Annotated in this window: 26 protein-coding genes, 1 tRNA gene and 1 pseudogene; 14 read left to right on the top strand and 14 right to left on the bottom strand. The window is 68.6% G+C overall.

The annotated features are described in order from the left end of the window. Positions 1-190: 190 nt before the first annotated feature. The gene (aceE, locus tag OHS57_RS11740; RefSeq protein WP_041996452.1) at positions 191-2,938 is read right to left on the bottom strand and encodes a pyruvate dehydrogenase (acetyl-transferring), homodimeric type; all 2,748 of its coding nucleotides are present in this window, start codon (positions 2,936-2,938) and stop codon (positions 191-193) included. 491 nt (positions 2,939-3,429) lie between these two features. On the opposite strand from aceE, the gene OHS57_RS11735 reads away from it, so the two are divergent. The 6 genes from OHS57_RS11735 (at position 3,430) to OHS57_RS11710 (ending at position 8,134) form a co-directional block, all read left to right on the top strand. Further along, the gene (locus OHS57_RS11735; protein WP_041990154.1) at positions 3,430-3,867 is read left to right on the top strand and encodes a DUF3052 domain-containing protein; all 438 of its coding nucleotides are present in this window, start codon (positions 3,430-3,432) and stop codon (positions 3,865-3,867) included. Between the two features lie 197 nt (positions 3,868-4,064). Continuing rightward, positions 4,065-4,529 carry a peroxiredoxin gene (locus OHS57_RS11730; RefSeq protein WP_041990158.1) on the top strand — a complete coding sequence of 155 codons (465 nt, stop codon included), beginning with the start codon at positions 4,065-4,067 and terminating at the stop codon, positions 4,527-4,529. A 120-nt stretch (positions 4,530-4,649) separates the two neighbouring features. Continuing rightward, a complete protein-coding gene (locus OHS57_RS11725) occupies positions 4,650-5,225 on the top strand; it encodes a TerD family protein (protein ID WP_041990162.1) in 576 nt (191 codons plus the stop codon). A 178-nt stretch (positions 5,226-5,403) separates the two neighbouring features. Further along, positions 5,404-5,979: a TerD family protein gene (locus OHS57_RS11720; protein WP_041990167.1), complete on the top strand. Its 576-nt coding sequence runs from the start codon at positions 5,404-5,406 to the stop codon at positions 5,977-5,979. Between the two features lie 51 nt (positions 5,980-6,030). Further along, complete coding sequence (locus OHS57_RS11715; RefSeq protein ID WP_041990170.1) at positions 6,031-7,176, top strand: DUF475 domain-containing protein; 1,146 nt, start codon at positions 6,031-6,033, stop codon at positions 7,174-7,176. A 217-nt stretch (positions 7,177-7,393) separates the two neighbouring features. Beyond that, positions 7,394-8,134, top strand: coding sequence for a TerD family protein (locus OHS57_RS11710; protein ID WP_041990173.1), 741 nt, complete (start codon positions 7,394-7,396; stop codon positions 8,132-8,134). Between the two features lie 13 nt (positions 8,135-8,147). Here the strand turns inward: OHS57_RS11710 and OHS57_RS11705 are convergent, their stop codons facing one another. After that, positions 8,148-9,053: a TerD family protein gene (locus OHS57_RS11705; RefSeq protein ID WP_041996455.1), complete on the bottom strand. Its 906-nt coding sequence runs from the start codon at positions 9,051-9,053 to the stop codon at positions 8,148-8,150. Positions 9,054-9,251: 198 nt separating this feature from the next. On the opposite strand from OHS57_RS11705, the gene OHS57_RS11700 reads away from it, so the two are divergent. From OHS57_RS11700 to OHS57_RS11690, 3 genes are all read left to right on the top strand, one after another. Next, complete coding sequence (locus OHS57_RS11700) at positions 9,252-10,415, top strand: HpcH/HpaI aldolase/citrate lyase family protein (RefSeq protein WP_041990176.1); 1,164 nt, start codon at positions 9,252-9,254, stop codon at positions 10,413-10,415. Positions 10,416-10,558: 143 nt separating this feature from the next. Beyond that, positions 10,559-13,051: a phosphoribosyltransferase gene (locus OHS57_RS11695; protein WP_328585046.1), complete on the top strand. Its 2,493-nt coding sequence runs from the start codon at positions 10,559-10,561 to the stop codon at positions 13,049-13,051. A 68-nt stretch (positions 13,052-13,119) separates the two neighbouring features. Then, the gene (locus tag OHS57_RS11690) at positions 13,120-13,935 is read left to right on the top strand and encodes an HAD family hydrolase (protein WP_328585045.1); all 816 of its coding nucleotides are present in this window, start codon (positions 13,120-13,122) and stop codon (positions 13,933-13,935) included. 9 nt (positions 13,936-13,944) lie between these two features. Here the strand turns inward: OHS57_RS11690 and OHS57_RS11685 are convergent, their stop codons facing one another. The 3 genes from OHS57_RS11685 to OHS57_RS11675 all read right to left on the bottom strand — a co-directional run bounded on the left by OHS57_RS11685 (position 13,945) and on the right by OHS57_RS11675 (position 16,459). Beyond that, positions 13,945-14,166 (bottom strand): FmdB family zinc ribbon protein, encoded by a 222-nt coding sequence (locus tag OHS57_RS11685; protein ID WP_328581874.1) that lies wholly within the window; start codon positions 14,164-14,166, stop codon positions 13,945-13,947. Positions 14,167-14,227: 61 nt separating this feature from the next. Then, the gene (locus OHS57_RS11680) at positions 14,228-15,613 is read right to left on the bottom strand and encodes a hypothetical protein (RefSeq protein WP_328581873.1); all 1,386 of its coding nucleotides are present in this window, start codon (positions 15,611-15,613) and stop codon (positions 14,228-14,230) included. Between the two features lie 72 nt (positions 15,614-15,685). Then, entirely contained in the window at positions 15,686-16,459 is a 774-nt protein-coding gene (locus tag OHS57_RS11675) for a DUF4097 family beta strand repeat-containing protein (RefSeq protein WP_157874364.1), read from the bottom strand. Between the two features lie 165 nt (positions 16,460-16,624). Between OHS57_RS11675 and OHS57_RS11670 the strand changes: the two genes are divergently transcribed. Further along, positions 16,625-16,696, top strand: a tRNA-Val gene (locus OHS57_RS11670). Positions 16,697-16,772: 76 nt separating this feature from the next. On the opposite strand, the pseudogene OHS57_RS11665 reads toward OHS57_RS11670, so the two are convergent. Next, positions 16,773-16,964 (bottom strand): annotated as a pseudogene (locus tag OHS57_RS11665) (transcriptional regulator); the annotation flags it as partial. Positions 16,965-17,208: 244 nt separating this feature from the next. Between OHS57_RS11665 and OHS57_RS11660 the strand changes: the two are divergent. Together OHS57_RS11660 and OHS57_RS11655 are read left to right on the top strand one after the other, a co-directional pair. Next, on the top strand, positions 17,209-17,748 hold the full coding sequence (locus tag OHS57_RS11660; protein WP_328581872.1) for a flavoprotein: 540 nt from the start codon (positions 17,209-17,211) through the stop codon (positions 17,746-17,748). A 231-nt stretch (positions 17,749-17,979) separates the two neighbouring features. Continuing rightward, on the top strand, positions 17,980-18,759 hold the full coding sequence (locus OHS57_RS11655) for a hypothetical protein (RefSeq protein ID WP_328581871.1): 780 nt from the start codon (positions 17,980-17,982) through the stop codon (positions 18,757-18,759). A gap of 295 nt (positions 18,760-19,054) precedes the next feature. On the opposite strand, the gene OHS57_RS11650 is transcribed toward OHS57_RS11655, so the two are convergent. From OHS57_RS11650 to OHS57_RS11630, 5 genes are read right to left on the bottom strand one after another with little or no spacing between them, the layout of a single operon-like run. Continuing rightward, positions 19,055-19,858, bottom strand: coding sequence for a RipA family octameric membrane protein (locus tag OHS57_RS11650; RefSeq protein ID WP_328581870.1), 804 nt, complete (start codon positions 19,856-19,858; stop codon positions 19,055-19,057). Between the two features lie 3 nt (positions 19,859-19,861). Continuing rightward, entirely contained in the window at positions 19,862-20,245 is a 384-nt protein-coding gene (locus OHS57_RS11645; RefSeq protein WP_041990193.1) for a TIR domain-containing protein, read from the bottom strand. A 31-nt stretch (positions 20,246-20,276) separates the two neighbouring features. Then, positions 20,277-20,918: an HAD family hydrolase gene (locus OHS57_RS11640; RefSeq protein ID WP_328581869.1), complete on the bottom strand. Its 642-nt coding sequence runs from the start codon at positions 20,916-20,918 to the stop codon at positions 20,277-20,279. A gap of 59 nt (positions 20,919-20,977) precedes the next feature. After that, positions 20,978-21,340: a hypothetical protein gene (locus OHS57_RS11635; protein WP_328581868.1), complete on the bottom strand. Its 363-nt coding sequence runs from the start codon at positions 21,338-21,340 to the stop codon at positions 20,978-20,980. 42 nt (positions 21,341-21,382) lie between these two features. Next, complete coding sequence (locus OHS57_RS11630; RefSeq protein ID WP_041990196.1) at positions 21,383-21,901, bottom strand: GNAT family N-acetyltransferase; 519 nt, start codon at positions 21,899-21,901, stop codon at positions 21,383-21,385. A gap of 232 nt (positions 21,902-22,133) precedes the next feature. Between OHS57_RS11630 and OHS57_RS11625 the strand changes: the two genes are divergently transcribed. Both OHS57_RS11625 and OHS57_RS11620 read left to right on the top strand, forming a co-directional pair. After that, complete coding sequence (locus OHS57_RS11625; protein WP_328581867.1) at positions 22,134-22,682, top strand: siderophore-interacting protein; 549 nt, start codon at positions 22,134-22,136, stop codon at positions 22,680-22,682. Positions 22,683-22,747: 65 nt separating this feature from the next. Then, positions 22,748-23,020 carry a DUF4873 domain-containing protein gene (locus tag OHS57_RS11620; RefSeq protein ID WP_041990201.1) on the top strand — a complete coding sequence of 91 codons (273 nt, stop codon included), beginning with the start codon at positions 22,748-22,750 and terminating at the stop codon, positions 23,018-23,020. 40 nt (positions 23,021-23,060) lie between these two features. Here the strand turns inward: OHS57_RS11620 and OHS57_RS11615 are convergent, their stop codons facing one another. The 3 genes from OHS57_RS11615 to OHS57_RS11605 all read right to left on the bottom strand — a co-directional run bounded on the left by OHS57_RS11615 (position 23,061) and on the right by OHS57_RS11605 (position 25,456). Next, positions 23,061-23,630 carry a peroxiredoxin-like family protein gene (locus tag OHS57_RS11615; RefSeq protein WP_328581866.1) on the bottom strand — a complete coding sequence of 190 codons (570 nt, stop codon included), beginning with the start codon at positions 23,628-23,630 and terminating at the stop codon, positions 23,061-23,063. After that, positions 23,627-24,601 (bottom strand): RNA polymerase sigma factor SigJ, encoded by a 975-nt coding sequence (gene sigJ / locus OHS57_RS11610; protein ID WP_328581865.1) that lies wholly within the window; start codon positions 24,599-24,601, stop codon positions 23,627-23,629. Before sigJ ends, OHS57_RS11615 begins: the two co-directional genes overlap by 4 nt. A 75-nt stretch (positions 24,602-24,676) precedes the next feature. After that, the gene (locus OHS57_RS11605) at positions 24,677-25,456 is read right to left on the bottom strand and encodes a helix-turn-helix domain-containing protein (protein WP_328585044.1); all 780 of its coding nucleotides are present in this window, start codon (positions 25,454-25,456) and stop codon (positions 24,677-24,679) included. Positions 25,457-25,501 lie beyond the last annotated feature (45 nt).

The following is a 25,501-nucleotide window of genomic DNA, read 5'->3' as shown; positions in this document are numbered from 1 at the left end:
TGCGGAAGGCCCGTACGCGCAGAGCCCCCCGCTCACGCGGCCGGAAGCGGTCGCGGGCCGGGCAGGACCGCGCGCGACGCCGGAGAGAGTCCGTTCCGGCGACGGGCCTGAGCAAGGGTGATGCGGAGAAGGGCGGCGGAGCCCCCTCGGGGTTCCGCCGCCCTCCGTCACTCCGGTGACCTGCGCGCTGTTACGCGTCGCCGCCCGCGGCGCCCGGGTGGGCCGCCGACACGTCGAGCAGCTGGTAGCGGTCCAGCGCCTGCTTCAGTGCCGACCGGTCGATCTTGCCTTCCTTCGCCAGCTCCGTGAGCACACCGAGGACGATCGACTGCGCGTCGATGTGGAAGAAGCGCCGCGCGGCACCCCGGGTGTCGGCGAAGCCGAACCCGTCGGCGCCCAGCGACTGGTAAGGACCCGGCACCCAGCGGGCGATCTGGTCCGGCACCGAACGCATCCAGTCGGAGACCGCGACGAACGGGCCCTCGGCGCCCGACAGCTTCCGCGTCACGTACGGGACGCGCTGCTCCTCCTCCGGGTGGAGCAGGTTGTGCCGCTCCACCTCGACGGCCTCGCGGCGCAGCTCGTTCCAGGACGTCGCCGACCAGACGTCGGCCTTGACGTTCCAGTCCTCGGCGAGGATCCGCTGGGCCTCGATCGCCCACGGCACCGCGACGCCCGACGCCATGATCTGCGCCGGGATGGAGCCGCCGGCCGCGCCGCTGAGCCGGTGGATGCCCTTGACGATGCCCTCGGCGTCCACGTCGGCGGGCTCGGCCGGGTGCTGGATCGGCTCGTTGTAGACCGTCAGGTAGTAGAAGATGTTCTCGCTGTCCGGACCGTAGGCGTCGGGGCCGTACATCCGGCGCAGCCCGTCCTTGACGATGTACGCGATCTCGTACCCGTAGGCCGGGTCGTAGGCGACGCACGCCGGGTTGGTCGACGCCAGCAGCTGCGAGTGGCCGTCCGCGTGCTGCAGGCCCTCACCGGTCAGCGTGGTCCGTCCCGCCGTCGCGCCCAGGACGAAGCCGCGCGACAGCTGGTCCGCCATCTGCCAGAACTGGTCGCCGGTGCGCTGGAAACCGAACATCGAGTAGAAGACGTACACCGGGATCAGCGGCTCGCCGTGCGTGGCGTACGCGGAACCCGCTGCCACCAGCGAAGCCGTACAGCCGGCCTCCGAGATGCCGTCGTGCAGCATCTGGCCCGTCGGCGACTCCTTGTACGACAGCAGCAGCTCGCGGTCGACCGACTCGTACTGCTGGCCCAGCGGGTTGTAGATCTTGGCGCTCGGGAAGAACGAGTCCATGCCGAACGTGCGGTACTCGTCGGGGGCGATCAGCACGAACCGCTTGCCGATCTCCTTGTCCCGCATGAGGTCCTTGAGCAGCCGGACGAAGGCCATGGTCGTCGCGATCGACTGCTGGCCCGAGCCCTTCTTCACCGCCGCGTAGGTCTTGTCCGCCGGCAGGGCCAGCGGCTTCGCCCGTACGACACGCGTCGGTACGTACCCGCCGAGGGACTTGCGGCGGTCGTGCATGTACTGGATCTCTTCCGAGTCCCGGCCCGGGTGGTAGTACGGCGGCGCGCCGCCCTCCAGCTCCTTGTCGGCGATCGGCAGGTGCAGCCGGTCACGGAAGCGCTTGAGGTCGTCGGCCGTGAGCTTCTTCATCTGGTGGGTCGCGTTACGGCCCTCGAAGTTCGGCCCGAGCGTCCAGCCCTTGACGGTCTGCGCCAGGATCACCGTCGGCTGGCCCTTGTGGGCCTTGGCCGCCGCGTACGCCGCGTAGACCTTCTGGTGGTCGTGACCGCCGCGGCCCAGGTGCAGGATCTGCTCGTCGGTCATGTTCTCGACCATGGCGCGCAGCCGCTGGTCGTCGCCGAAGAAGTGGTCGCGGATGTAGGCGCCGGTCTCCGTCGCGTACGTCTGGAACTGGCCGTCCGGCGTGGTGTTCAGCCGGTTGACCAGGACGCCGTCCCTGTCCTGCGCGAGCAGCGGGTCCCAGGAGCGGTCCCAGACGAGCTTGATCACGTTCCAGCCGGCGCCGCGGAACTGCGACTCCAGCTCCTGGATGATCTTGCCGTTGCCGCGCACCGGGCCGTCGAGGCGCTGCAGGTTGCAGTTCACCACGAAGGTCAGGTTGTCCAGGCCCTCACGGGCCGCGATGGAGAGCTGGCCGAGCGACTCGGGTTCGTCCATCTCGCCGTCGCCCAGATAGGCCCACACGTGCGAGTCGGAGGTGTCGGCGATGCCGCGCGCCTCCATGTAGCGGTTCATCCGGGCCTGGTAGATCGCGCCGAGCGGGCCGAGGCCCATCGACACGGTCGGGAACTCCCAGAAGTCCGGCATCGAGCGCGGATGCGGGTAGCTGGACAGCCCGTAGGGCGCCTTGGACTTCTCCTGGCGGAAGCCGTCCAGCTGGGCCTCGCTGAGCCGGTCCAGCAGGAAGGCGCGGGCGTAGATGCCGGGGGAGGCATGGCCCTGGAAGAAGATCTGGTCGCCCCCCTTGCCGTCGTCCTTGCCCCGGAAGAAGTGGTTGAAGCCCACGTCGTAGAGGGAGGCGGACGAGGCGAAGGTGGCGATGTGGCCGCCCACGCCGATGCCCGGCCGCTGTGCGCGGGACACCATCACCGCGGCGTTCCACCGGGTGGCGTTCAGGACCTTGCGCTCGACCTCCTCGTTACCGGGGAAGAACGGCTCGTCCTTGGTGGCGATGGTGTTGACGTAGTCCGTACTGCGCATCTCGGGCACAGCCACACGCTTCTCGCGCGCCCGCTCGATCAGTCGGAGCATCAGGTAGCGGGCGCGCTCGCGCCCCCGCTCGTCGACAGCGGCGTCGAGCGAGTCGAGCCACTCCTGGGTCTCTTCGGGATCAAAGTCCGGGACCTGGCTGGGAAGGCCGCCAATGATGATCGGGTTGCGATCGGATCCGGAAGCCACGCTGTTCCTTCGCTGTTTGGTCGTGTCGTGCCGCTGCACGCGATCGATGCAGTGCACGCCGTCGGGATACTGCTTCTTCGCGGGATCGGCACGTACGCCGCCTCCATCGTGTACTGCGACCGACGGAAACGTCATCTCTACCGAGGGGTAACCCGCACTCTCCGGAAAAACGCACCCCGAGCCCGGACCCCGCTGAGGTCAAATCGCAACCTTACGCCCACCCCGTCCACGCGTTTCGTTCGACAGTTCGGGCTCGAATGGCGTAGCGATGCGGCATAGCATGGCAAAAATGGAGGAACGGAGTGACACACGCCCAGGGAGGGGATGCCGAAGTGCCCGCAGATGCTATGAAGCGGCCCGGAACGTCACCGTTTAGGCGGTCTCGGCCGTCGGGTACTTGCGCGATCCGTCCCGCCCGTGTGGACTACGGCCAATGCCCCGCGTACGCGCGCGGCTGAAGCATTTCCCGAAACATGATCAGGAGGCAATCCGTGAGCGCGACCGCGGACCACGCGGAGGAACGGACCAACCAGGCGGCACGGCTGGGGTTCGAGCCCGGACAGGTGGTCCAGGAGATCGGCTACGACGACGACGTCGAGCAGGAACTCCGTGAGTCCATCGAGGCTGTCATCGGCCAAGAGCTTGTCGACGAGGAATACGAGGACGTGGCCGACGCCGTCCTGCTGTGGTTCCGCGACGAGGACGGCGACCTTACGGACGCGCTGGTGGACGCCATCGGTCTGATCGACGAAGGCGGGGTGGTCTGGCTGCTGACACCCAAGACCGGCCGTGACGGCTACGTCGAACCGAGCGACATCAACGAGGCCGCACAGACGTCAGGGCTGTCGCAGACCAAGAGCGTCAACGCCGGCAAGGACTGGACCGGCAGCCGGCTCGTCACCCCCAAGGCGGCGAAGTCCAAGCGCTGACACCGAGCGCCGCGTCCGAGCGCGCAAGCCTCAGCAGCCAGTAGCAAGCAGCCTTGAGCGGGCCCTCGCCGACACCGGTCGGCGGGGGCCCCTCGCATGCCGGTGCGTAGGGTGGGCGTCATCTGTCGAGCCCCGGGAGGGCGCAGGGCCTTCTCCGTGGCGCCTTCCCGCCGGGCACTGCGAAAGGACGAGCATCCATGGCGATCGAGACCGGTGCACTCGCTCCGGACTTCGAACTGAAGGACAACCACGGCAGGAGCGTCCGGCTCGCCGACTTCCGTGGCGCCGACGGCAAGAACGTGGTCCTCGTCTTCTATCCGTTCGCCTTCACCAGCACCTGCGCGGGCGAGCTCCAGGCCCTCAACGCGCGCTTCGACACCTTCGTCAACGAGGACACCCAGCTGCTGGCCGTCTCCAACGACTCCGTCGCCAGCCAGCGCGTCTTCTCCGACCAGGAGGGCCTGGAGTATCCGCTGCTCTCCGACTTCTGGCCGCACGGAGCCGTGTCGCGCGCCTACGGCGTCTTCGACGAGGAAAAGGGGTGCGCCGTGCGCGGCACCTTCATCATGGACAAGGAGGGCGTCGTGCGCTGGAGCGTCGTCAACGCCATCCCGGACGCCAGGGATGTCGACGCGTACGCCAAGGTGCTCGAAACCCTCTGAACGCCGGACGCACTCCGACTGAGCCGTACCCACCGAAATCGCACAACGGCCGGGAACCGGTCACTAGGATCCAGTCGTTGATCCGATGCCAACGTATGTCCCGAAACCTAAGGAGGACTCGTGGGAGTCAGCCTCAGCAAGGGCGGAAACGTCTCGCTGACCAAAGCCGCGCCCAACCTGACCGCGGTCACCGTGGGTCTGGGCTGGGACGCGCGCTCCACCACAGGAGCCGACTTCGACCTCGACGCCAGCGCACTGCTGACGAACACCGAGGGCAAGGTGGCCACGGACGGCAACTTTGTCTTCTTCAACAACCTGAAGAGCCCCGACGGATCCGTCGAGCACACCGGTGACAACCTCACCGGTGAGGGCGAGGGCGACGACGAGGTCATCAAGGTCAACCTCGCCGCCGTACCGGCCGACGTCGACAAGGTCGTCTTCCCCGTCTCGATCTACGAGGCGGAGAGCCGCCAGCAGTCCTTCGGCCAGGTGCGGAACGCGTACATCCGCGTGCTCAACCAGGCCGACAACAACGAGCTGGCGCGGTACGACCTGACCGAGGACGCCTCGACGGAGACCGCCATGGTCTTCGGCGAGCTGTACCGCAACGGCGCCGAGTGGAAGTTCCGCGCCATCGGCCAGGGCTACGCCTCGGGTCTGCGCGGTATCGCGCAGGACTTCGGCGTCAACGTCTGAGCCGTCTCGTCACTCTGAGCCGTCCCGCATCTCCCGTCCGGCGCCGCACTCAACAGTGCGGCGCCGGACGCGATAGCACCGTACGGACGGCATGAACAGAGCGCGACTGGGCATGACGACAGGCGCGTCGTGCCTGGGCATCAGCGCATCATTTTCACCTAGGGGAGGACACACGATCATGGGCGTCACACTCGCCAAGGGAGGCAATGTCTCCCTCTCCAAAGCCGCACCGAATCTCACCCAGGTGCTGGTCGGGCTCGGCTGGGACGCACGGTCCACGACGGGGGCGGACTTCGACCTCGACGCCAGCGCGCTGCTCTGCCAGAACGGCAGGGTGCTGGGCGACGAGTACTTCATTTTTTACAACAACCTCACCAGCCCCGAAGGTTCCGTCGAGCACACCGGCGACAATCTGACGGGCGAGGGCGAAGGCGACGACGAGTCCCTGATCGTCGACCTCACCAAGGTGCCCGAGCACTGCGACAAGATCGTATTCCCGGTGTCCATCCATGACGCCGACAACCGGGGCCAGACGTTCGGCCAGGTCAGCAACGCCTTCATCCGGGTCGCGAACCAGGCCGACGGCCAGGAGCTGGCGCGTTACGACCTCACGGAAGACGCCTCGACGGAGACGGCGATGATCTTCGGCGAGCTGTACCGGTACAACGGCGAGTGGAAGTTCCGGGCCGTAGGACAGGGGTACGCGTCCGGACTTCGCGGGATCGCTCTAGACTTCGGGGTCAACGTTTCGTAAAGCAGTGCTCTACACGGGGGAAAAACCCGTATTCACCAGATGGGGTAGCCAGTGATCCTGAAAACCTTCGGCTGGTCGTTCGCCATCACGGCGATCGGCCTAGCCTTCGCGGCCTGGCAGTGGGGGTGGGAGGCGTTCGGGGTCGTACTGATCCTGTCGATCCTTGAGATCTCGCTGTCGTTCGACAACGCGGTCGTCAACGCCGGGGTCCTGAAGAAGATGAATGCCTTCTGGCAGAAGATCTTCCTCACCGTCGGCGTCCTCATCGCGGTGTTCGGTATGCGGCTGGTCTTCCCGGTCGTCATCGTCGCCATCAGCGCCAAGGTCGGTCCTATCGAGGCCGTGAAACTCGCGGTCAACCAGCCCGACCGGTACGAGCACCTGGTGACCGACGCCCACCCGGCGATCGCCGCCTTCGGTGGCATGTTCCTGCTGATGATCTTCCTCGACTTCATCTTCGAGGACCGGGACATCAAGTGGCTGCAGTGGCTGGAGCGCCCGCTGGCCAAGCTCGGCAAGATCGACATGCTGTCGGTCTGCGTCGCGCTGATCGTCCTGCTCGTCACCGCGCTCACCTTCGCCACGCACGCCCACACCAGCACGGGCACGGCGGACAAGTCGTCGACCGTGCTGCTCGCCGGGGTCGCGGGTCTGATCACGTATCTCGTCGTCGGCGGTCTCTCCGGGCACTTCGAGAACAGCCTCGAAGAGGCCGAGGAGCGCGAGGAGGAGGAACAGCAGGCCGCGAAGGCCGAGGGCAGGCCCGTCTCCATGGTCGGCCTCGCCGGCAAGGCGGCGTTCTTCATGTTCCTGTACCTCGAAGTCCTGGACGCCTCGTTCTCCTTCGACGGGGTCATCGGCGCCTTCGCCATCACGAACCACATCTTCTGGATGACGCTCGGCCTCGGTATCGGCGCCATGTACGTCAGGTCCCTGACCGTCTATCTCGTGCGCCAGGGCACCCTCGACGACTACGTCTACCTGGAGCACGGCGCGCACTACGCCATCGGTGCGCTGGCCGTGATCCTGCTCGTCACCATCCAGCACCAGATCAACGAGATCATCACGGGGCTGGTGGGCGTCATCCTCATCGCGGCCTCGTTCTGGTCCTCGGTACGCCGAAACAAGGCGCTGGAGGCGCAGGGCGGGGACGGCGAAGGGAAGGACTCGGAGGACAAGGCGTCACTGCCCGTCTGACCCGTTCCCGCAGGGGCGGACGCGGACGACTGCGCATGGTTGTGCACGAGTACGCATGGGTGCGCCGGGGCAGTGACTCCGGGCGCCCTGCCTCGCGGGTGGTGGACGTGGCGTTGTGGGGGGCACGCTCTGGACGGGGCAGCCGAAGGCGGAAGCCTGTTGGCTGCCCCGTTGTTCCGTGTGATGTCGCGTGGGAGACGAGAGAGGCGGGGCGGGCATGGCCTTCTGGGACAACCTGTGGCAGGGAGGGAAGGCGGCGCAGTTCGACTCGGGCAGCGCTGCCACCAACTCCATCGAGCTGACCAAGCGTCATCCGTCGGTCTCGCTCTCCAAGCAGGGGGCGGCCAACGGCAATCTGCGGGTGAATCTGTCCTGGCGGATGCGGACGTCGGACATCGAGGGCAGGTCCAAGCAGAGCGGCCGGCTGCTGCGGCACCCGTTCAAGCTCTTCCAGCCGGACGTGGTGCAGGCGCACACCCAGGGCGTGGTCAACGTCGACCTGGACCTCGGCTGCATGTACGAGATGACCGACGGCAGCAAGGGCGTGGTGCAGCCGCTGGGCGGCTTCTTCGGCGACCTGAACGGGGCGCCGTACATCAAGCTCAGCGGTGACGACCGGTTCGGCGCCCCGTCGGGGGAGACGGTCTTCGTCAACCTCGACCATGCCGACGAGATCAAGCGGCTGCTGTTCTTCGTCTACATATACGACCAGACGCCGGCCTTCGACCGCACGCACGCCAAGGTCACGCTGTACCCGAGCAACGGGCCGCGCGTCGAGATCGAACTGGACGAGCGGGCGCCGCAGGCCAGGTCGTGCGCGGTGTTCTCGCTGGAGAAGGTCAAGGGCGAGCTGACCGTGCACCGCGAGGTGAAGTTCGTCTACGGCTTCCAGGCGGAGCTGGACCGGCTGTACGGCTGGGGGCTCCAATGGGGTCGCGGCTACAAGACGAAGGCGTGAGGCGCCTTTCCGCCTACGGCCGGACGAACTGCGGGCCCATCGGCGGCAGCCGGAAGTTCGGGTCAGGGGCGGGAGCGGCGGCCGCGGCCGGCTGCGGATAGCCGTACGCCGGCTGGGGCGACGACGCGGGCTGCGGGTAGCCGTAGCCCGGCTGCGGCGCCGGTGACTGCGGATACCCGTAGGCGGGCGGCTGCGCGGGGACCGGGGGCAGCACGGGCGGATGGGGCGGCAGCGGGGGGTGCTGGGGCGTGGTCGCGGCCGAGGGGCCGGCGGACGTGTCGGTGCCGTTGGGCGCGAAGCCGCCGTTCCCGTTGGCCGTGGAGCTGCCGGTCCCGGGAGTTCCCGCGTCCGTGGCGTGCTCCGGGTCCACGCCCTCCGTCTCGTCCACGGAAATGCCGAAGGCCGTGGCGAGCCCCACCAGCCCGGTGGGGTAGCCCTGGCCGACCGCGCGGAACTTCCAGCCGTCCCCGCGCCGGTACAGCTCCCCGCAGATGATCGCGGTCTCCTCGCCCGTCTCGGGCAGTACGTCGAAGACCACCAGCGGCTCGGCGTCGGCCGCCGTCGCGTCGTACAGCAGTATCCGCAGGTCACCGACGTTCCGGAAGGTGGCACCGTCCGAGGAGGCGGCCAGTACGACCTGGTCGACGGAGGCGTCGAGGGTGCCGAGGTCCGCCTCGACGGAATCGGTGTACCCGTCGGCGAGCTGCTTCTTGGAGAGCCGCCTGACCAGGCCCGACGGATGGCGCGGCTGGTTGTAGAAGACGAAGTCCTCGTCGGAGCGCACGCGCCCGTCCTGGCCGAGCAGCAGGGCTGACGCGTCCACGTCCGGTACCCCGGCCCCGGGGGACCAGCGCAGCACGGCCCGTACCGCCGTGGCGTCGAGCGAGACGTTGGAGCCCTTCACCATCGCGTGCGTCATGCGGGCCATCCTGCCTTCCAGCTGCCGGTCCCGACAACGTGGGTATCAGTCGTCACGTGCATGACATAGGCGCGAAGCGGACGAGTTACCAGAATTTCATGCGAGCAGGGAACCGTTGACAGGTGTCCATACGTACTATTACCGGCCACATGACCCAATGGCCAACAGCGGGCGACACCGGCAGTACGGGGGCATTTCATGCGTCATTTCGGGCATATATCGCCTCGCAGCCGGGAGATCCTGTTCCACCAGGAACCGGCTGAGTTCACCGCTGGCGCCCCGAGCCGCATCCTTTCGGCCGCTCTCGGCGCCACGCTGTACAGCCCGGCGACCCGGCCGCAGCTCGCGGACGACGTGGTCAAGCAGGCCGGCGCGGGAGTCGTCTCCATGGTCCTGTGCCTGGAGGACTCCATCAACGACTCCGAGGTCGAGGAGGCCGAGGCCAATCTGGTCCGGCAGTTCGCCGACCTCGACGCGCGCGACGGCGAGCTGCCGCTGCTCTTCATCCGGGTCAGGGAGGCCGGCCAGATCCCCGATCTCGTACGGCGGATCGGCCCCGCCGTACGCCTGCTGTCCGGATTTGTGCTCCCGAAGTTCACCGCTGAGCGCGGCATACCGTTCCTGGAAGCCGTCGTGGAGGCGGAGAGCACCTGCGGCCACCGGCTGTTCGCCATGCCCGTCCTGGAATCGCCTGCCCTGCTGCATCTGGAGAGCAGGGCAGAGACGCTCGCCGGGATCGCTTCGGCCGTCGACAAGTACCGCGACCGCGTGCTCGCGCTGCGCCTCGGCGTCACCGACTTCTGCTCCGCCTACGGGCTGCGCAGGGCGCCCGACATGACCGCGTACGACGTGCAGATCGTCGCCGGGATCATCGCCGACGTGGTGAACGTACTGGGCAGGGCCGACGGCACGGGCTTCACCGTCACCGGACCCGTCTGGGAGTACTTCCGGCTCCAGGAGCGGATGTTCAAGCCGCAGCTGCGCAGCAGCCCGTTCCGCGCGGGACGGGCCGAGGAGCTGCGCACGGCCCTGATCGAGCACGATCTCGACGGGCTGCTGCGCGAGATCGAGCTGGACCGGGCCAACGGCCTGCAGGGCAAGACCTGTATCCACCCCTCGCACGTCATGCCCGTGCACGCGCTGTCGGTCGTCAGCCACGAGGAGTTCAGCGACGCCCAGGACATCCTGCGCCCGGAGCGGACCGGCGGGGGCGTGCTGCGGTCGTCGTACACGAACAAGATGAACGAGGTGAAACCGCACCGCGCCTGGGCCGAGCGCACGCTGCTGCGCGCCGAGGTGTTCGGGGTCGCCCGCGAGGACATCGGCTTCGTGGAGCTGCTCGCCGCCGGACTGGCCCCGTGACGGCGGAGCGCGCGAAGATAGAGGTCAGGGTCGTCACGACCGACACGGGTGACAGCTCCGAGCGCTCCCGGGGCTTCAAGGGCCCCGAGGGCTCCCTGGGTTCCCAGGGCTCCCAGGGCTCCGACAGGAAAGAGACGGCCGGCATGGTGTGGTCGGGATCGTGGGTCGCCGAGCGGCTCGGCGTACGGCTCGACGGCGACCAGCGGCTGCGGGAACTGCTGGGCATGGCCCTGCGCCGCAACCCCAAACGGGCCCATCTGCTGGTCTCCAACGTGCTGGGCAAGCATGTGCCGCAGAGCCCCGCGCTCATACACGGCACGGGAGTGGAGCTGGGCGAGCGCGTACGGGAGCTGCTGGGCGCCGATGTGCGCCGGGCGGTGATCCTCGGGTACGCCGAGACCGCGACGGGGCTCGGCCACTCCGTCGCCGACGGGGTGCGCGAAGCGCCGTACCTGCACTCCACGCGCCGCCCGGTGGCGGGCGTCGCGCGGGGGGGCGGCTTCGAGGAGGCGCATTCGCACGCCACCTCCCATCTGCTGCTGCCCGAGGATCCCGCGCTGCTCGCGGGCGACGGGCCGCTGGTGCTCGTGGACGACGAGTTCTCCACGGGGAACACCGTCCTGAACACGATCCGCGCGCTGCACGCCCGCTACCCGCGCACCTGGTACGTCGTCGTGGCGCTCGTCGACATGCGCTCGGCGGCGGACCAGGGGCGGCTGGCGGCGTTCGCCGAGGAGATCGGGGCGCGCGTCGACCTCGTCACGCTGGCGGCGGGCACGGTCGAGCTGCCGGACGGGGTCCTGGAGAAGGGCCAGGCGCTGGTGGCGGCGCATGAGGCGGCGCCGGACGGCGCGGGTGGCCCGGGGAGCGGGAGCCGGGCGGCCCCGGTGACGGTCGAGCTGGACTGGCCGGCCGGGGTCCCGGACGGTGGCCGGCACGGCTTCACCCATGACCACAGGACCCGGCTGGAGGCCGCCCTGCCCGCCATGGCGGACGCTGTCGCCGCCGAGCTGGGCGGTGCGCGGCGGATCCTCGTCCTGGGCTTCGAGGAGCTGATGTACGCGCCGCTGCGGCTGGCCGAGCAGCTGGAGCGCACGGTGGGCGCGGGCGGGGGCGCGGGCGCTGATGTGCGGTTCTCGACGACGACCCGCTCGCCGGTGCTCGCCGTGGACGACCCCGGTTACGCGATACGCAGCCGTCTCGTCTTCCCCGCGCACGACACGGCGGCCTACCCGGACGGCGACGGATCCACCGGCGAGCGGTACGCCTACAACGTCGCGGGCGGCGGCTTCGACGCCGTGGTCGCGGTCGTCGACTCGCTGGCCGACTCGCCCGAACTGCACGCCCCTGACGGCCTGTTGGCGCAACTCGCGGCCCACGTCCCGCGCGTCGTACTGGCCGTCGTCCCCTCGTACGTCCCGGAACCGTCGCACGTCCCCGAGCCTCAGCTCGTCCCAGAACCGTCGTACGTCCCCGAACGGCAGGACCCCGTCATGCTTCCCGAGCCCCTTCGCGGCCCCGCCTTCTCCTCCTACGCCGCCGACGAGGTCGGCTGGCTGCTCCAGGACCTCTCGGCCGTGGAGCTTGAGGCGCCGACCGAGGAGCGCGAGGAGGCGATCCAGAGCGGCGGCGCGCACTACGCCGAGTCCCTGCCCGTCGAGTACCAGCCCGACGAGCGCTACCAGCAGCTGTTCATGGCGGCGCTCGACACCTCGGCGGCCCGGATCGCGCGGGCGGTCGGCACGGTCACCGAGACGGTCCTCGCCGAGCGCTCGCCGCGCCCCGTCCTGGTCTCCCTGGCGCGGGCCGGTACCCCCGTCGGTGTCCTGATGCGGCGCTGGGCCCAGCAGCGGCACGGCCTCGACCTGCCGCACTACGCGATCTCCATCGTGCGCGGCCGCGGCATCGACACCAACGCGATCCGCTGGCTGGCCGAGCACCACGACCCCGCCGATGTCGTCTTCGTGGACGGCTGGACGGGCAAGGGCGCCATCACCCGCGAACTGGCCGACGCCCTGGCCCCGTTCGCCGGCTTCAACCCGGACATCGCCGTCCTGGCCGACCCGGGCGGCTGTGTGCGGACCTACGGCACCCGTGAGGACTTCCTCATCCCGTCCGCCTGCCTCAACTCGACGGTCTCCGGGCTCATTTCACGTACGGTCCTGCGCTCCGACCTGGTCGGTCCGCACGACTTCCACGGCGCAAAGTACTATCGCGAACTCGCCGGAGCCGATGTCTCGGCCCACTTCCTCGACACCGTCGCCGGCCGCTTCGAGGACGTGACCGACGCGGTGGACACCGAGGTCAAGGAACTGCTCGCCGCCGACCGCGCACCGACGTGGGAGGGCTGGGCGGCGGTGGAGCGGATCAGCGAGGCGTACGGGATCCACGACGTGAACCTCGTCAAGCCGGGGGTCGGTGAGACGACCCGGGTCCTGCTGCGCCGGGTGCCCTGGAAGATCCTCGCGCAGCGCGGCGCCGGCTCCGACCTCGACCATGTGCGGCTGCTCGCGGAACAGCGCGGCGTGCCGGTCGAGGAGGTCGACGGACTCCCGTACAGCTGCGTCGGCTTGATCCACCCGCAGTACACGCGCGGCGCGACCGGCGCTGACGGCAAGGCGGTGGCGGGCCAGTGAGCGCCACCGTCCCGCAACGCACCCCGCAGCTCGCCGAGCCGGCAACCACGCCGTCCGCCACGTCGCGCGTGCTGGTCGCCAGCGACCTCGACCGCACCCTCATCTACTCGGCGGCGGCCCTCCAACTGCCCATGCCCGACGCCGAAGCGCCCCGGCTGCTCTGCGTCGAGGTGTACGAGGGCAGACCGCTCTCGTATTTGACGGAGACCGCCGCGGGGCTGCTGGACTCCCTCGCCCGCGCCACCGTGTTCGTACCGACGACGACCCGCACCCGCGAGCAGTACGGGCGTATCCATCTGCCGTGCCCGCAGCCGAAGTTCGCGATCTGCGCCAACGGCGGCCATCTGCTGGTCGACGGGGTCTCCGACCCCGACTGGCAGCGGCAGGTGGCCGCCAGGCTCGCCGACGAGTGCGCGCCGCTCGCGGAGGTACGCGCCCATCTGCTCGCCGCGGCCGACCCGGGCTGGCTGCTCAAGGAGCGGATCGCGGAAGACCTGTTCGCGTATCTGGTCGTCGACCGGGCGTTGTTGCCCGACGGCTGGGTGAAGGAGCTGGCTGACTGGGCCGACGGCCGCGGCTGGACCGTCTCCCTCCAGGGCCGCAAGATCTACGCGGTGCCCCGGCCGCTCACCAAGAGCGCGGCGATGCGCGAGGTGGCGCGCCGTTCAGGCGCCGAACTGACCCTGGCCGCAGGGGACTCGCTCCTCGACGCCGACCTGCTGCTGGCCGCCGACCACGCCTGGCGCCCCGGCCACGGCGAACTCGCCGACAGCGGCTGGACCGCGTCGCACGTCGACGTACTGGCGCAGACGGGTGTCCTGGCGGGCGAGGAGATCCTCCGTCGCCTCAGCCACGCGACCCCCTCGCCCCCGCACGCGGTCTGACCGCCGGCGTCAGCCGCAGCAGCCGCCACCGCAGCAGCCCCCGCCGCCACCTCCGGCCGCAGGGGCGGGCGCGCCGCCCTTGGCGGAGCCGCCGACGGCGACGGTCGACAGGAGCTTCACGGTGTCGTCGTGACCGGAGGGGCAGGCGGCGGGGTCGGAGGACTCCGCCATCGGACGGCTGAGCTCGAAGGTGTCACCACAGGAACGGCAGCGGTACTCGTAGCGAGGCATGGCGCCAGGCTATCGGTACGCGACCGTGCGACCGGCGCCCCTCGGACGAGCGCCGCCCTTGTCAGCCGCCGTGGCCCGACCCGCGCTCCTCACGGATCTCCGAGACCACCCGGGCCGCCGTGTTCCGTACCGCCTCGGTCTCGGTCAGGAAGTGCCAGTAGTCGGGATGGCGCCCCTCAAGACCCGCCACGGCCCGGTCCAGCCGGGCCACGGAGTCGTCGAGCGGGCGGGCATGGCGCGGGTCGGGCGTACTGCGGCCGGTCATCGCCAGCCGCTGGGCGTCCCGGATCGCGAACCTCGTACGGTCGATCTCCTGCTGCGGGTCCTTCGCGACGGCGTTCAGCCGCTGCAACCGGTCGCCGGCAGCCGAGACCGCCTCGTCCGTGGTGTTCAGCAGGGCCCTGGCCGTGCTCAGCAGGGACGTCGCGTCCGGCCACCGCTGCTCCTCGCGGGCCTTGCCCGCTTCCTTCAGCTTCAGCTCGGCCTGCCGGACGCTGTCGGCCGCCTGGTCCGGAACATGCTGCAGATCCTGCCAGCACTCGGCGGAGAAGCGCCGCCGCAGCTCGCTCAGCACCGGCTCCACGGTGCCCGCGCGGGTGGTCAGCGCCTGCGCGCGGGTCCGCAGCGACACCAGACGCTTGTCGATCTCCTTCGCCCGCTCCGGCAGCCGCTCGGCCTCGGCCCGTACGGCTTCGGCGTCCCGCAGCACCCGGTCGGCACGCTGCAAGGTGTCCGTGACGCCGTGCTGCCCCGCGCCCTGGTTGAGCTTCGTCAGCTCGGGCCCGAGCTGGGCGAGCCGCAGGGCGAGATCGTCCGCGCGCAGTCCTGTGCCCCGTACCGCGTCGAGAGCGTTGCTCGCGGCGAGGAGCGCCTGGCGGGCCCGCTCTATGGCCGGTGCGAGCCGCGCGAGCTGCGTCTCGGCCTTGTCGAGCAGCGGTCCGAGCCCCTGCTCGAACTTGTCGAGATCGGCCTTGACGCGGACCAGCTGGTCCTTGGCCTTCGTCAGCTCGCCCCGGGCTGCCGAGGCCGCCGACGGCTCAAGATCGTGCCGGTCGAGATCATGGGCGTCGACGGCGGTGATGTACCCGCTGCTCGCCTCGTCGATCCGGCGCCCCAGCGCCGCGAAGCCCTCCACGGCCCTGCGCGCGCCCGGCGAGCTGTCGACGGCCGTGATCGTCTCGATCGAGATCCGCAGATCGCGCTGGGCCGTGTCCAGCTCGTAGAAGGCGGCAGCCGCCGCGTCCTTGGCGGCCTGCGCGTCGGCCCGCTGGCTCTCGCCGCCCCGCCCGCCGCCGAACCAGCGCCGCGTACCGCCGCCGCCCGCGCCGTTGAACGCGGCGGGCAGCGCCGCGACGAGCAGCGGCACAGGCAGCAGCATCACCGCGATCACGTCACGGACAGCACTCGCCTTGGATCCTGAGTGCGGTTGCGCGCGCGTCGCCGTCACATGCCTCTCCCGTGCTGAGTCCACCCTGCCCGGTACATTCTCCCACCTGGTAGGGACGAACACACGGGCCGATCAGTTCGCGGTTCGCACCGCGATTCGCCCGTTGCTGCTGCGCGCCTTCACCACATGGGCGCTGCTCTTGTCCGTCGGCACGCCCACATCGACCTTGCCGTTGTGGCTGCGGGCCGTCACCGCGTACGCCGAGCCCGCCTTCGGCAGCTCGATCGTGATGCCGCCGTTGTCGGTCTCGACGTCCACCTTGTCGGGCTGCGCGGAGAGCCCCAGCCGGACCGACCCGTTGTTGGAATGCGCGGAAACGGACTTCGCTGACGCCCGCTGCGTGGTGATCGACCCGTTGTCGGTGTTCAGATCGAGCGGACCGCTGGAGTCGCGCACGGTGATGGACCCGTTGTTCAGCTCAAGACTCAGCGGACTGCTGAACCGGGACGCGGTCACCCCGCCGTTGTTCCCGTTGAGCTTCACCGCGACGCCGCGCGGCACCTTCACCGAATGCCGCGACTCGCAGTTGCTCACCACGGCCTTGCACTTCACCTCAAGCTTGAGCGTGTCGCCCGACATCTTCCAGGACGCGTCCGGCCCGCTCCCCATGAACACCCAGCCGTCAACCTGCCGCGACACCTGCACGTCCCGCACATCGGCGGGCACGAGCGTGATCCGCGAGTTCGTGGCGTCGATGGTCAGCGTGTGCCCGCCGAGCGGGAACGCCTTCTTCTCCACCGGCGCGTCGGACGCGTCGCTGCCACCACACCCGCTGACGGCGACAGCGACAAGCACGGCCCCGCCGGCGGCGAGAAGGGTCCTGGTGCGGTTACGGATTGCGGCCACGGTGATCGTTCCCCCAGAGATTCCGCCGGCAGTCCCGCCGACACGTCTTGGCTGTGCCCTCACCGTACGAACGACCACCCCCCGAAGCCGATCCGGCCGCCCACCGTCTCCGGGTGGGGTTACCCCCCGTACCCCGCGGGCCATGTACGCTGTTCTTCCATCCACGGGTGCGTAGCTCAGGGGTAGAGCGCTGCTCTTACAAAGCAGATGTCGGCGGTTCGAACCCGTCCGCGCCCACCGATGGAACGGCCCCCTCGCGATCACGCGAGGGGGCCGTTCCGCACACGGCCCAGACGAGCTTGCCGACCCCGGCGCGCCCGCTCAGGTGCACCAGGCCGGAGATGGTCTCGCGCGCGCCAGGGTGATATCGAGTCTGTTCGGGCGCTGCGCGGCGGGCGGCAAAGAGACTCTTCAGCGCGGCATCCGTGCGGCCGGTCTCCATTTCGGAGCGCGCCCGGTCGATCAGGAAGTGGGCGCGGCGTGACGTAGGAACGGACGCCGGTAGCTCCTTCATGGCGTGTGCTTGATCCGTGCTGGCCGCGCGGGCACCGCACTCGACTTGGTTGAGAAGGCTGTACGAGAACGAGATCCGAGCGGCGAGCTGACGCTGAGTGAGATGGGCCAGCTTCCGCTGCTCCCTGATGCGAGTGCCTGTGTGCTCCTCGTCGGGCATAGGCATGCGGGGCCTCCGTTCCTGACGCGTCATCCGAAACGGTACTCGGGCCGACTTCATGTGGTGCGATACGCCAATGACTTCACGGACGCTGTACCTCTTCGGGTCGGCCGCCCCGCCCGTATTCGATGTGGCGCAGGTGATCACCGATGCGCAGACGAAGGGCTGGGACGTACGGCTCGGACTGACTCCGACAGCGGCCCGCTGGCTGAACCCACAACTGACGGAGCTGGAACGACTGACCGGCGGCCCGGTCCGGTCCGAGTACAAACTGCCGGGCGAACCGGACGTATGGCCCCCCGCCGACGCGATCCTCGTAGCGCCGGCGACCTTCAACACGATCAACGAGTGGGCACTCGGACTGACAAGCAAGTTCGTGGTCGGCGTGGTCGCGGAGGGCATCGGAAAGGGCATCCCGATCGTGACGATGCCATGCGTGAACTCGGCCTACGTACGCCACAACCAATTCGACCGAAGCGTGGCCGAGTTGCGGGACATGGGCGTGACGGTCCTGTACGGCGAGGCAGGCTTCAAGCCGCACGACTCGGGCGAGAAGAACCCCTACCCCTGGCCCACAGCCCTGACCGCGCTCGACGGCCTCGGCAGCCGTCGCTGAGCGGCTGTCATCGCGATAGTAGGTCGCACGCCAGTGCACCGATGTTGCGTCTCTCGGTAGTGCGTGCCGTCTGCATAGCTGGCAACTTGCAACCGGCCAAAAGCGACGGTGGGTCAGAATTTTCTGACTTCGTCAAGGCGTCGCGCAAGTGCGGCGCGTGCCGCAGCTCCCGGTCAGTGACTGACCGCAAACCTCATGCACTCGGGCCTACACCCCTCGTATCGTCGTGCCATGCCGGGACAGAAGACGGACGTCGCCGCTCAGCTTGCCAGTAGGTGCATCAGTCGCACGCTGGGCGTGCAGGTCGAGCTAAACGACACAGGCGGCCGACAGGGAGCGTGCGACCTGCTCCTGACCTACGAGAGACGGATCATCGCTGTTGAGGTCAAACTCATCGTGGACCCGAGCCACCGCGCTGCCGACAGCAAGTCGAGCCAGCTCGGGTACACGCTTCGTTCGGACCTGGCTTATTCGTGGACCGTCCATCTCGTACGAGAGAAGAAGTGGAAGCGCGCGCTGGTGCGCATTCCCTCGCTACTCGTTGAGCTGGAGACAAGTGGGGCCACCCCAAGTACGGCGCATCACTTTTGGCAGCACGATGTCGCGCTGCTCCTGGAGTTCGAGCAACTCGGAATCGACGCGGTGTTCTGCGTACCTCAGACAGAGAAGCATCCACTGGGCTACTACGTGATGCCGGCGGCGTGGGGCGGAGGCGTACCAGAGATAGACCAGGCTGTTTCATCTGCTTGTGAGCTGATATGCGGACGGGCTATGGCCAAGCTACGCAAGCAGCTGGCAGCAGCGGACGCTGACGAAAGGCACGCCTTCCTCATCTACGGGTGGGAGTACATGGAAGCGCTCCCTTTGAGCCATGGAGTAGTACTTCCATCGTTTGCCCCTACCTTGCCGTCGGGCATTGACGGAATATGGCTGTCGACAACGGCAAGCGACAGCTCGGTCATCGTGTGGACATCATCGGCTGGCTGGGTCCGGGCCGCGCCGATGGGATGACCACAGAAGCGGGGCACCTGCGCTTGCCGGCCCAGGAGAACGTCCGCCTGACGTCCAACGTTGATGGCAGTTCGCACGAAGTGAGATCGAATCTCGGAAGCGGAGTTGGGGCTGCCCGTCCGGGGTGGAGTGGGACTCGCAGCAGTAGCTCGTCTGTCGCTGCCACGCGTGACCGGTGGTGCGTTCGTAGGCAGGCACGAACAGAAGCGACTCACAGCCATACGTGGTTGCGACGTAAGGGGCGAACTTGGTGGAGCCGAGGAAGACGGGCCCGGGAGGCGGGGGCGGTGGTCCGTTAGATTTTCCAGACACCGCCGGCCACCAAAGAGGAGCCGATGGCGGCCAGCCCGTAGAGGGCCATGAGTAGCTTTGGTGCCCAGATCTCCCGTGACGTCGAGGCGCGGTATACGCGGGGATTCTCTCCTCTTTCGAGTGCCTCCCACTCGGCGTAGAAGATGGAGGCAGGTAGATATCTTTCGATGCGGTTTATCACCGCGAATTTTCCGGTGTTAAGTTGACCGTAAGACGAAATTAAGCTTCTCCATGCGTGGGCCAGAATGAGTCCTGTTATGGAAATCAAAAGAACGCCGACAGCCTTGAGCTCGGCTTCACCGCCGGCCTTGATGAAGAATCCGAGACCGGTCAGGATGGCGCCGTTCACGGTGAGGAAGAACGTGTTGACGCCTTGCCTGCGGTCCACGAGGGTCTCTGAGCTTTGCACCATGATCTTGTACAGCTCGAAGAGTCGCTCGGTTTCCTCCGGCGTGGACGGGGCTCCGTACGGAAGCAGGGCGTTGCCGACTCGGTCGACCGAGGTGGTACGGCTCGCCACGGTCCGGATGGCCCGGACGAAGACGGCGTCCTGGCCTTGTACGGCGACGGTGAGCTGGTCGAAGGGCGTGATGGATGCGTGGGAGGGATCTCGTCGTATCTGCCACGAAGACCATGCGTCATGGACGTCCGACGCGGTGACATCGACGCCCTTCGCCAGAGCGAGAACTGCGTAGAGATTGAACAGGTCGTCCAAGTCGCCCGAGGGAAGGGCCGAGGCGGGTATCTCGGACCTGATGGCTGTGGCGATGTTCTCCAGGTAATTCATGCGTCACACCCAAGTGGCCAACAGGGAAGAGATCTGCGAGAAATCCCATCGGATGACGTTCGAGGCGGGGAGGCCGTGCGGAATCCTGTGTGTTGCGTCGGCGTTGATCTGGATTCCGAAAATATGGTGATTTTGATCATTTGATTCCTTGATCTCCCACTCGACAGCCTCGGACTCGTAGGTCGTTGGTCCGACCAGGACGATCGTGCCCATGGATTGAGCGATTCTGAGCTTGCACTGGGTTTTCCATGAGGAATCGAACGGGTCTTGCACCGAGAAGTCGATAAATTCAACCTCGTTGTTGAGGTTGCGGGCGTGCTCCTTCAGGAAATCGCGAGCCCAGCGATCTTCCATCTGGAAACTGATGAACGCCCTGGGGCGTGCCATGTACAGTCCTCTTTTCTTGCTTTGCAACGGCTCAGGGGGTGAGGGCGGGGACTAGTTCGGTGAGGGTGTTGATTCGCCAGTCGGCCGACGCGATCACGTCGGGGTCGTCGGCCCAGAGATGGCCTAGGGCTCCCCGCCGGATGTGGGCTGTTCGTAGGCCCGCTTGGATGGCCGGGGTGAGGTCGTTCTGGGGGTGGTCACCCACGTAGACCGCTTCGTGGGGCGGTACTTCTGCTGCGGCGATGGCTCGGGCGAAGAACTCGGGGTCCGGTTTCGCGCATCCCCAGTCGCCGGATGTGGCGATGACGTCGGCGGGCAGGTCGAGGGCGCGGAGCAGCTTGCCGGCTTTGACTGTTTGGTTTCCGGCGAGGACGACACGGATGCCGAGGGCCTGGAGGCCTGCCAGGGCCGGGCGTACGTCCGGGTAGAGGTCCGACTCGTCGAGGTACTCGCCTCGGCCTGCTGCCTCCCGGGCTTTGTACTCGGCATTGACGTCGATGCCCGGCTTGATCATGCGTAGTGCGTCCGAGTTGTCGCGGCCCTGGGCTACGACGGCCCCGACGAGGGCCGACATCGTGTGGTGGGGGACGCCGAGCCAGTCGGCCCACGATGCCCAGTAGCGGGTGTCACTGATGAGGGTCTCGCCGATGTCGAAGATGGCTGCTCGGATCACCCCGTCAATGTATGCCGGGGTTCGCCGTTCTTAACGGTGGGCGGATCGATTGCGTCGGTCTACGCCGTGACTACCGCGTCGAAGTACGGCCAGCCGTCCGCTTCGATCACCGGACCGGACGCGAAGACGTCGATGGTCGGAGTCGCCGCGTCCAGGAGGCGGCGAACTGTGCCGGGGGCGTGGAGGTTCAGGTAGCTGCGGTCCGGGAGACGTATCAAGGCGCCGGAATCGAAGTACGAGTTCGAGATGATCCGGTCCGCGCTCGGTCGAAAGACCAGGGCCAGTCGGCGCCGTGTGCCCTCGGGGTACAGCGAGAGTGTGAGGCGGCAATCCTCGTAGTGGGGCTTGACCCGCTGCCGGACCGTCCAGAGCCAGGTGATGTCACCTACGACGAGGCGGCGCATGCGGTGGTCGTCGCTCATACGCACACGGTACGTGGCCAACTGGGGCCGGGCACATGCCATTCAGAGGGCTGTCGAGTACAGGCGGACCGGGAGGCCTGAGCGGGAGATGGCGTCGCGTTCGTGGGCCAGGCCTGTTTTCTCGGCCACCCGTTGGGACGGGGTGTTGGCCGGATGGATGATCGCGATGAGCCGCTTCGTGCCGAGGGCGTCGCGGGCGTGGTCGCGGCAGGCTGCTGCCGCTTCGGTGGCGTAGCCGCGGCCCTGGAGGTCCGTGCGGATGTGGTAGCCGATCTCGATGTCGGTCGTTCCCTCGATCAGTTGGGGCGTCAGTCCGCATTCGCCGACGAATGCGCCCGTGTCGCGGTCCGTGAGCAGCCAGAGCCCGTGGCCCACCTCCCGGTAGAGGCGTTCGTTCCACTCGATCCAGGACAGTGCTTCGGCACGGTCCTTGGGGTGCGGGTAGTAGCGCATCACGAACGGGTCGCCCAGGAGTGCGGCCATGTCGTCGAGGTCGTCCGCCGTCATCCGGCGGAAGGTGAGACGGGCGGTGGGGGCCGGGGTGTTGGCCTGCTCATGCATCAGGTCATCGTAGGGATCGGCTGCCCGTCTCGGCGTCGTTCCCTACTCTGGGCGCATGCCGAGCGAGCGAGTACGGGTGCGTCAGCGGGTTCTTGGGTTGGTCAGTGTGCGGGGCGTTGTTACGGAGGTTGAGGTTGTGGCCGCGCGGATGCGGCGGGTTCGGGTTTCGGGGGGTGGGTTGGTGGGGTTGGCTTATCGGGCCGGGCAGCAAGTGCGCGTTCACGTGGACGGGTTGACCACCCGGCGTACCTATTCGGTCTGGCGGTACGACCCCGAAGGGGTCGTTCATCTCTGCGTGTTCGACCACGGCGGTGACGGGCCCGGGGCGCGGTGGGGGCGGGGGGTGGAGGTGGGGGAGACGGTGTACTTCGGGAAGCCCGAAGGGCCGTTGGTGCTTCGGGACGGCGCTTCGCACCATGTCTTCGTCGGCGAGGAGACCGCGTCCGTGGCCTTCGGGCCCATGCTTGCCGCCCTGCCGGACGCCGATGTCGTCCACGGCTGTATAGAGACGGCCACCGAGGCCGACCGGCTGCCGCTCGCGCATGCCGGGCGGTTGTCGTGGCTCGTGCGTGGTGACGCCGGCGCCGCCGGGTCGGCGGCGCTTGTCGATGCCGTTCGGCGGCTGCAGCTGCCTGATCCGGCGGGTGGCGCCGCCTATGTCGCCGGGGAGGCCCGTACCGTCCAGCTGGTGCGGCAGGTGCTCGTCCGGGAGCGGGGCTGGGACCGGCGGGCCGTGCTCACCAAGCCCTTCTGGGCACCCGGTAAACGTGGCATGGAATGACGGCCGGGGGTGTTCGGCGTCGTCTTGCGTGCCTGGGCCGCTTTCCGAGAGCGCACACTTACGGTATGAGCAACTACCAGGGCCCCGCGACACTCGTCGCCGGCGGCTCCGAGATGTCAGTCCACGCCACGCTCAGCGCCAGCCTTTCGGGGCAGGTCCAGCAGTGGGGCGGGAGCGTGCAGACCGACGACACCGCCGACGACTTCTTCATGCATATGGAGGAGGACGACGTGACGATCCGGCTCCCCGACGGGCGCGAGGGGGCCGTCGTCGCCACGCACACCGCCATCGGGAGCGGACGGCTGCGGGTCTCCGGGAGTGGGGCCACTCCCTTCTAGGCACTCTCCCTTCCAGGGCCAGGGCCAGGGCAGGGGTGCGTCAGCGGTGGGCCGCCGCCAGGTTCAGTAGTTCCTCCACCCCCCACTGGTCGTTCGCGTGCTTGCCGTAGTGCGCGGCGCGTACCCCGCCGTCCGGCGCAATCAGGAAGTCCGCCGGCAGACCCAGGATCGTCTCGCCCTTCGCCGGTCCGGGGCGGCGGCCCGCGCGCAGGCCGCGTAGGACGGAGCGGGTGGCCAGTACGCCGCCCAGCCAGACCTTGGGGTGCAGGACCGCCCTCGGCGACGCCTCGACGCCGAAGGCGGCGTACAGCTTCTTCTCCGGGTCCGCGACGGCAGCGAACGGGAGGCTGCCCTGGTGGGGGAGCATTTCCTCGACCGTGGAGTGGAACACCACGATCTCGTGGATTCCCGCAGCGCTGATCTCGTCGTGGCGCTGCGCCAGCGCGTGCAGATGCAGATTGCAGACGGGGCAGCCGGCGAAGCGCCGGAACTGCAGATGGGTCAGTCCGTCGGCGGCCGGCAGTGGCGCGGCGGCGCCGAGGATCGTGGTCAGTTCGCGTGGTGCGACCCTGTCGCCCGGGGCGAGTCGCCGTGCGGTCGTGGTGGTCATGAGGCGGGCCCTTCTTCGGCTTCCACTCCGGAAAGCTTGTCGGGGTTGCTGATGTTGTAGATGTCGCTCACCTGCGCGCCGTCCTCCGTCAGATCGAGGACCATCACGGCGAACGGCATATCGCCGTGGAACACCAGCGCCGACGGGTCACCGTTGACCTGCCGATAGCTGACGCGGGTGTTGTCCGCCGCCTTGCGGGCGCCCGCGAGCAGGACCCGGGCGACCTTGTCGCGGCCGTGAACGGGCCGCGGGCCGCCGGCCGAGGACTTGCCGCCGCCGTCGCTCCACAGCGTCACGTCGGGCGCGAGCATCTGCAGCAGTTCTTCCAGATCGCCGCCGAAGGCAGCCGACACGAACCGCTCGGTCACCTGCTGCCGCAGCCGGGGATCGGCCCGGTAGCGGGGACGGCGGGCCTGGACGTGTTCCCGTGCGCGGTGGGCGAGCTGGCGTACGGCGGCGGGCGTGCGGCCGAGGATCTCGGCGGTCTCCGCGTGCTGGTACCCGAACACCTCGTGCAGTACGAAGACCGCCCGCTCAAGCGGCGTGAGGGTCTCCAGAACCACCAGCAGCGCCAGCGACACCGACTCGGCGCGTTCGACGGCTTCCGCCGCGTCGCCCGCCGCCACCGGGTCCTTCGGCTCGGCGAGGGACGTGACGAGCGGCTCGGGCAGCCAGGGGCCCACATACGTCTCGCGGCGGCGCTTGATCGCCGCCTGTCGGGCGAGGGCTCCGTTCACCGCGATCCGCACCAGATAGGCGCGCGGGTTCTCGATGGGCTCGGCGTCCGGCGCCGTCGATCTGGCCACCCACGCCAGCCAGGCCTCTTGCAGCACGTCCTCCGTGTCGGCGACGCTGCTGAGCATGTTGTACACGAGCGAGAACAGCAGCTCCCGGTTGTCGACGAACACCGAGGTCGCCGCGTCCGCGGCCCCTTCGTGGGTGTGGTGGTCCGCCGCTGGAGTCTCGGACATCGGGTCCTCCCTGTCGCCGTGGTCGCTTGACACACCCTGAGAGTGTCCCGGGGCCGGGAGTGTGACATCCGGTCCTCACAAGGTTTCGGGCAGCCGTACCTCCCGCAGATACGCGGCCGTCGCCTCGTCCGCCGGCAGGAACGCCTCCAGCTTCAGCTCGGCGACCGTCACGTCGTCCGCCGTTCCGAATCTGGTCAGGGTCGTCAGCAGGCGCAGCTCCCCGGCGCTCCTCCCCTCGACCCCCGGCCGTATTCGCAGCGGTACCGCCGCACCCAGATACCCGGGGCCCGGCCCCGCCGGCCGGTCCGGCACCAGGGCCGTCAGCTCCTCCGTGAGCGCGTCGAGCCGGTCGTCGGGGTTCCGTATCGCCTCGCCCGCCAGGGCGTCGATCACATGCCACGCCCACTCGTCGAGATTGACGATCCGACCCGCCAGCCCGCGCGGGTGCAGCATCAGCCGGGGCACGCTCACCGGCGGTACGAGCAGGTCGGGCGCCACGCCCGCGATCAGCGCGTGGAAGGCGGCATTGGCCGAGACCAGGTCGAAATGCCGGTCGGCGAGCACGGCCGGACACGGCAGATGCCCCTCAAGGATGCCCTCCAGCGCCGTACGCACCGGGTCGAGCCGGGGATCGTCGAACGGCGTCTCCCGGTACGCCGGGGCGTAACCGGCGGCGAGCAGCAGGCCGTTACGCTCGCGGAACGGCAGGTCAAGCGACTCCGCCAGCCGCACCACCATGGCCCGGCCCGGTACGGAACGGCCGCTCTCGATGAAGCTCAGATGACGCTGGGTCGTCCCGGCGCGCAGGGCGAGCTCCAGCTGGCTCAGCCGCCTGCGCGCACGCCACTCGCGCAGGGCGCCCGCGAAGCCCTCCCGAGCGGTGTCATGAGTGCCGGTGCC

Source organism: Streptomyces sp. NBC_00370 (assembly GCF_036084755.1).
Lineage (GTDB): Bacteria > Actinomycetota > Actinomycetes > Streptomycetales > Streptomycetaceae > Streptomyces.
Note: the sequence above shows the minus strand (reverse complement) of the source record. Positions and strands in the feature narration are given on the sequence as shown.

Excerpts from the sequence above, each read along its gene's own strand:
- OHS57_RS11730 (WP_041990158.1), top strand. The coding sequence starts at position 4,065 with ATGGCGATCGAGACCGGTGCACTCGCTCCGGACTTCGAACTGAAGGAC.
- OHS57_RS11720 (WP_041990167.1), top strand. The coding sequence starts at position 5,404 with ATGGGCGTCACACTCGCCAAGGGAGGCAATGTCTCCCTCTCCAAAGCC.
- OHS57_RS11645 (WP_041990193.1), bottom strand. The coding sequence starts at position 20,245 with ATGGCACGCCCCAGGGCGTTCATCAGTTTCCAGATGGAAGATCGCTGG.
- OHS57_RS11695 (WP_328585046.1), top strand. The coding sequence starts at position 10,559 with ATGGTGTGGTCGGGATCGTGGGTCGCCGAGCGGCTCGGCGTACGGCTC.
- OHS57_RS11710 (WP_041990173.1), top strand. The coding sequence starts at position 7,394 with ATGGCCTTCTGGGACAACCTGTGGCAGGGAGGGAAGGCGGCGCAGTTC.
- OHS57_RS11655 (WP_328581871.1), top strand. The coding sequence starts at position 17,980 with ATGCCGGGACAGAAGACGGACGTCGCCGCTCAGCTTGCCAGTAGGTGC.
- sigJ (WP_328581865.1), bottom strand. The coding sequence starts at position 24,601 with ATGTCCGAGACTCCAGCGGCGGACCACCACACCCACGAAGGGGCCGCG.
- OHS57_RS11635 (WP_328581868.1), bottom strand. The coding sequence starts at position 21,340 with ATGAGCGACGACCACCGCATGCGCCGCCTCGTCGTAGGTGACATCACC.
- OHS57_RS11705 (WP_041996455.1), bottom strand. The coding sequence starts at position 9,053 with ATGACGCACGCGATGGTGAAGGGCTCCAACGTCTCGCTCGACGCCACG.
- OHS57_RS11685 (WP_328581874.1), bottom strand. The coding sequence starts at position 14,166 with ATGCCTCGCTACGAGTACCGCTGCCGTTCCTGTGGTGACACCTTCGAG.
- OHS57_RS11630 (WP_041990196.1), bottom strand. The coding sequence starts at position 21,901 with ATGCATGAGCAGGCCAACACCCCGGCCCCCACCGCCCGTCTCACCTTC.
- OHS57_RS11700 (WP_041990176.1), top strand. The coding sequence starts at position 9,252 with ATGCGTCATTTCGGGCATATATCGCCTCGCAGCCGGGAGATCCTGTTC.
- OHS57_RS11660 (WP_328581872.1), top strand. The coding sequence starts at position 17,209 with ATGACTTCACGGACGCTGTACCTCTTCGGGTCGGCCGCCCCGCCCGTA.
- OHS57_RS11620 (WP_041990201.1), top strand. The coding sequence starts at position 22,748 with ATGAGCAACTACCAGGGCCCCGCGACACTCGTCGCCGGCGGCTCCGAG.
- OHS57_RS11650 (WP_328581870.1), bottom strand. The coding sequence starts at position 19,858 with ATGAATTACCTGGAGAACATCGCCACAGCCATCAGGTCCGAGATACCC.
- OHS57_RS11615 (WP_328581866.1), bottom strand. The coding sequence starts at position 23,630 with ATGACCACCACGACCGCACGGCGACTCGCCCCGGGCGACAGGGTCGCA.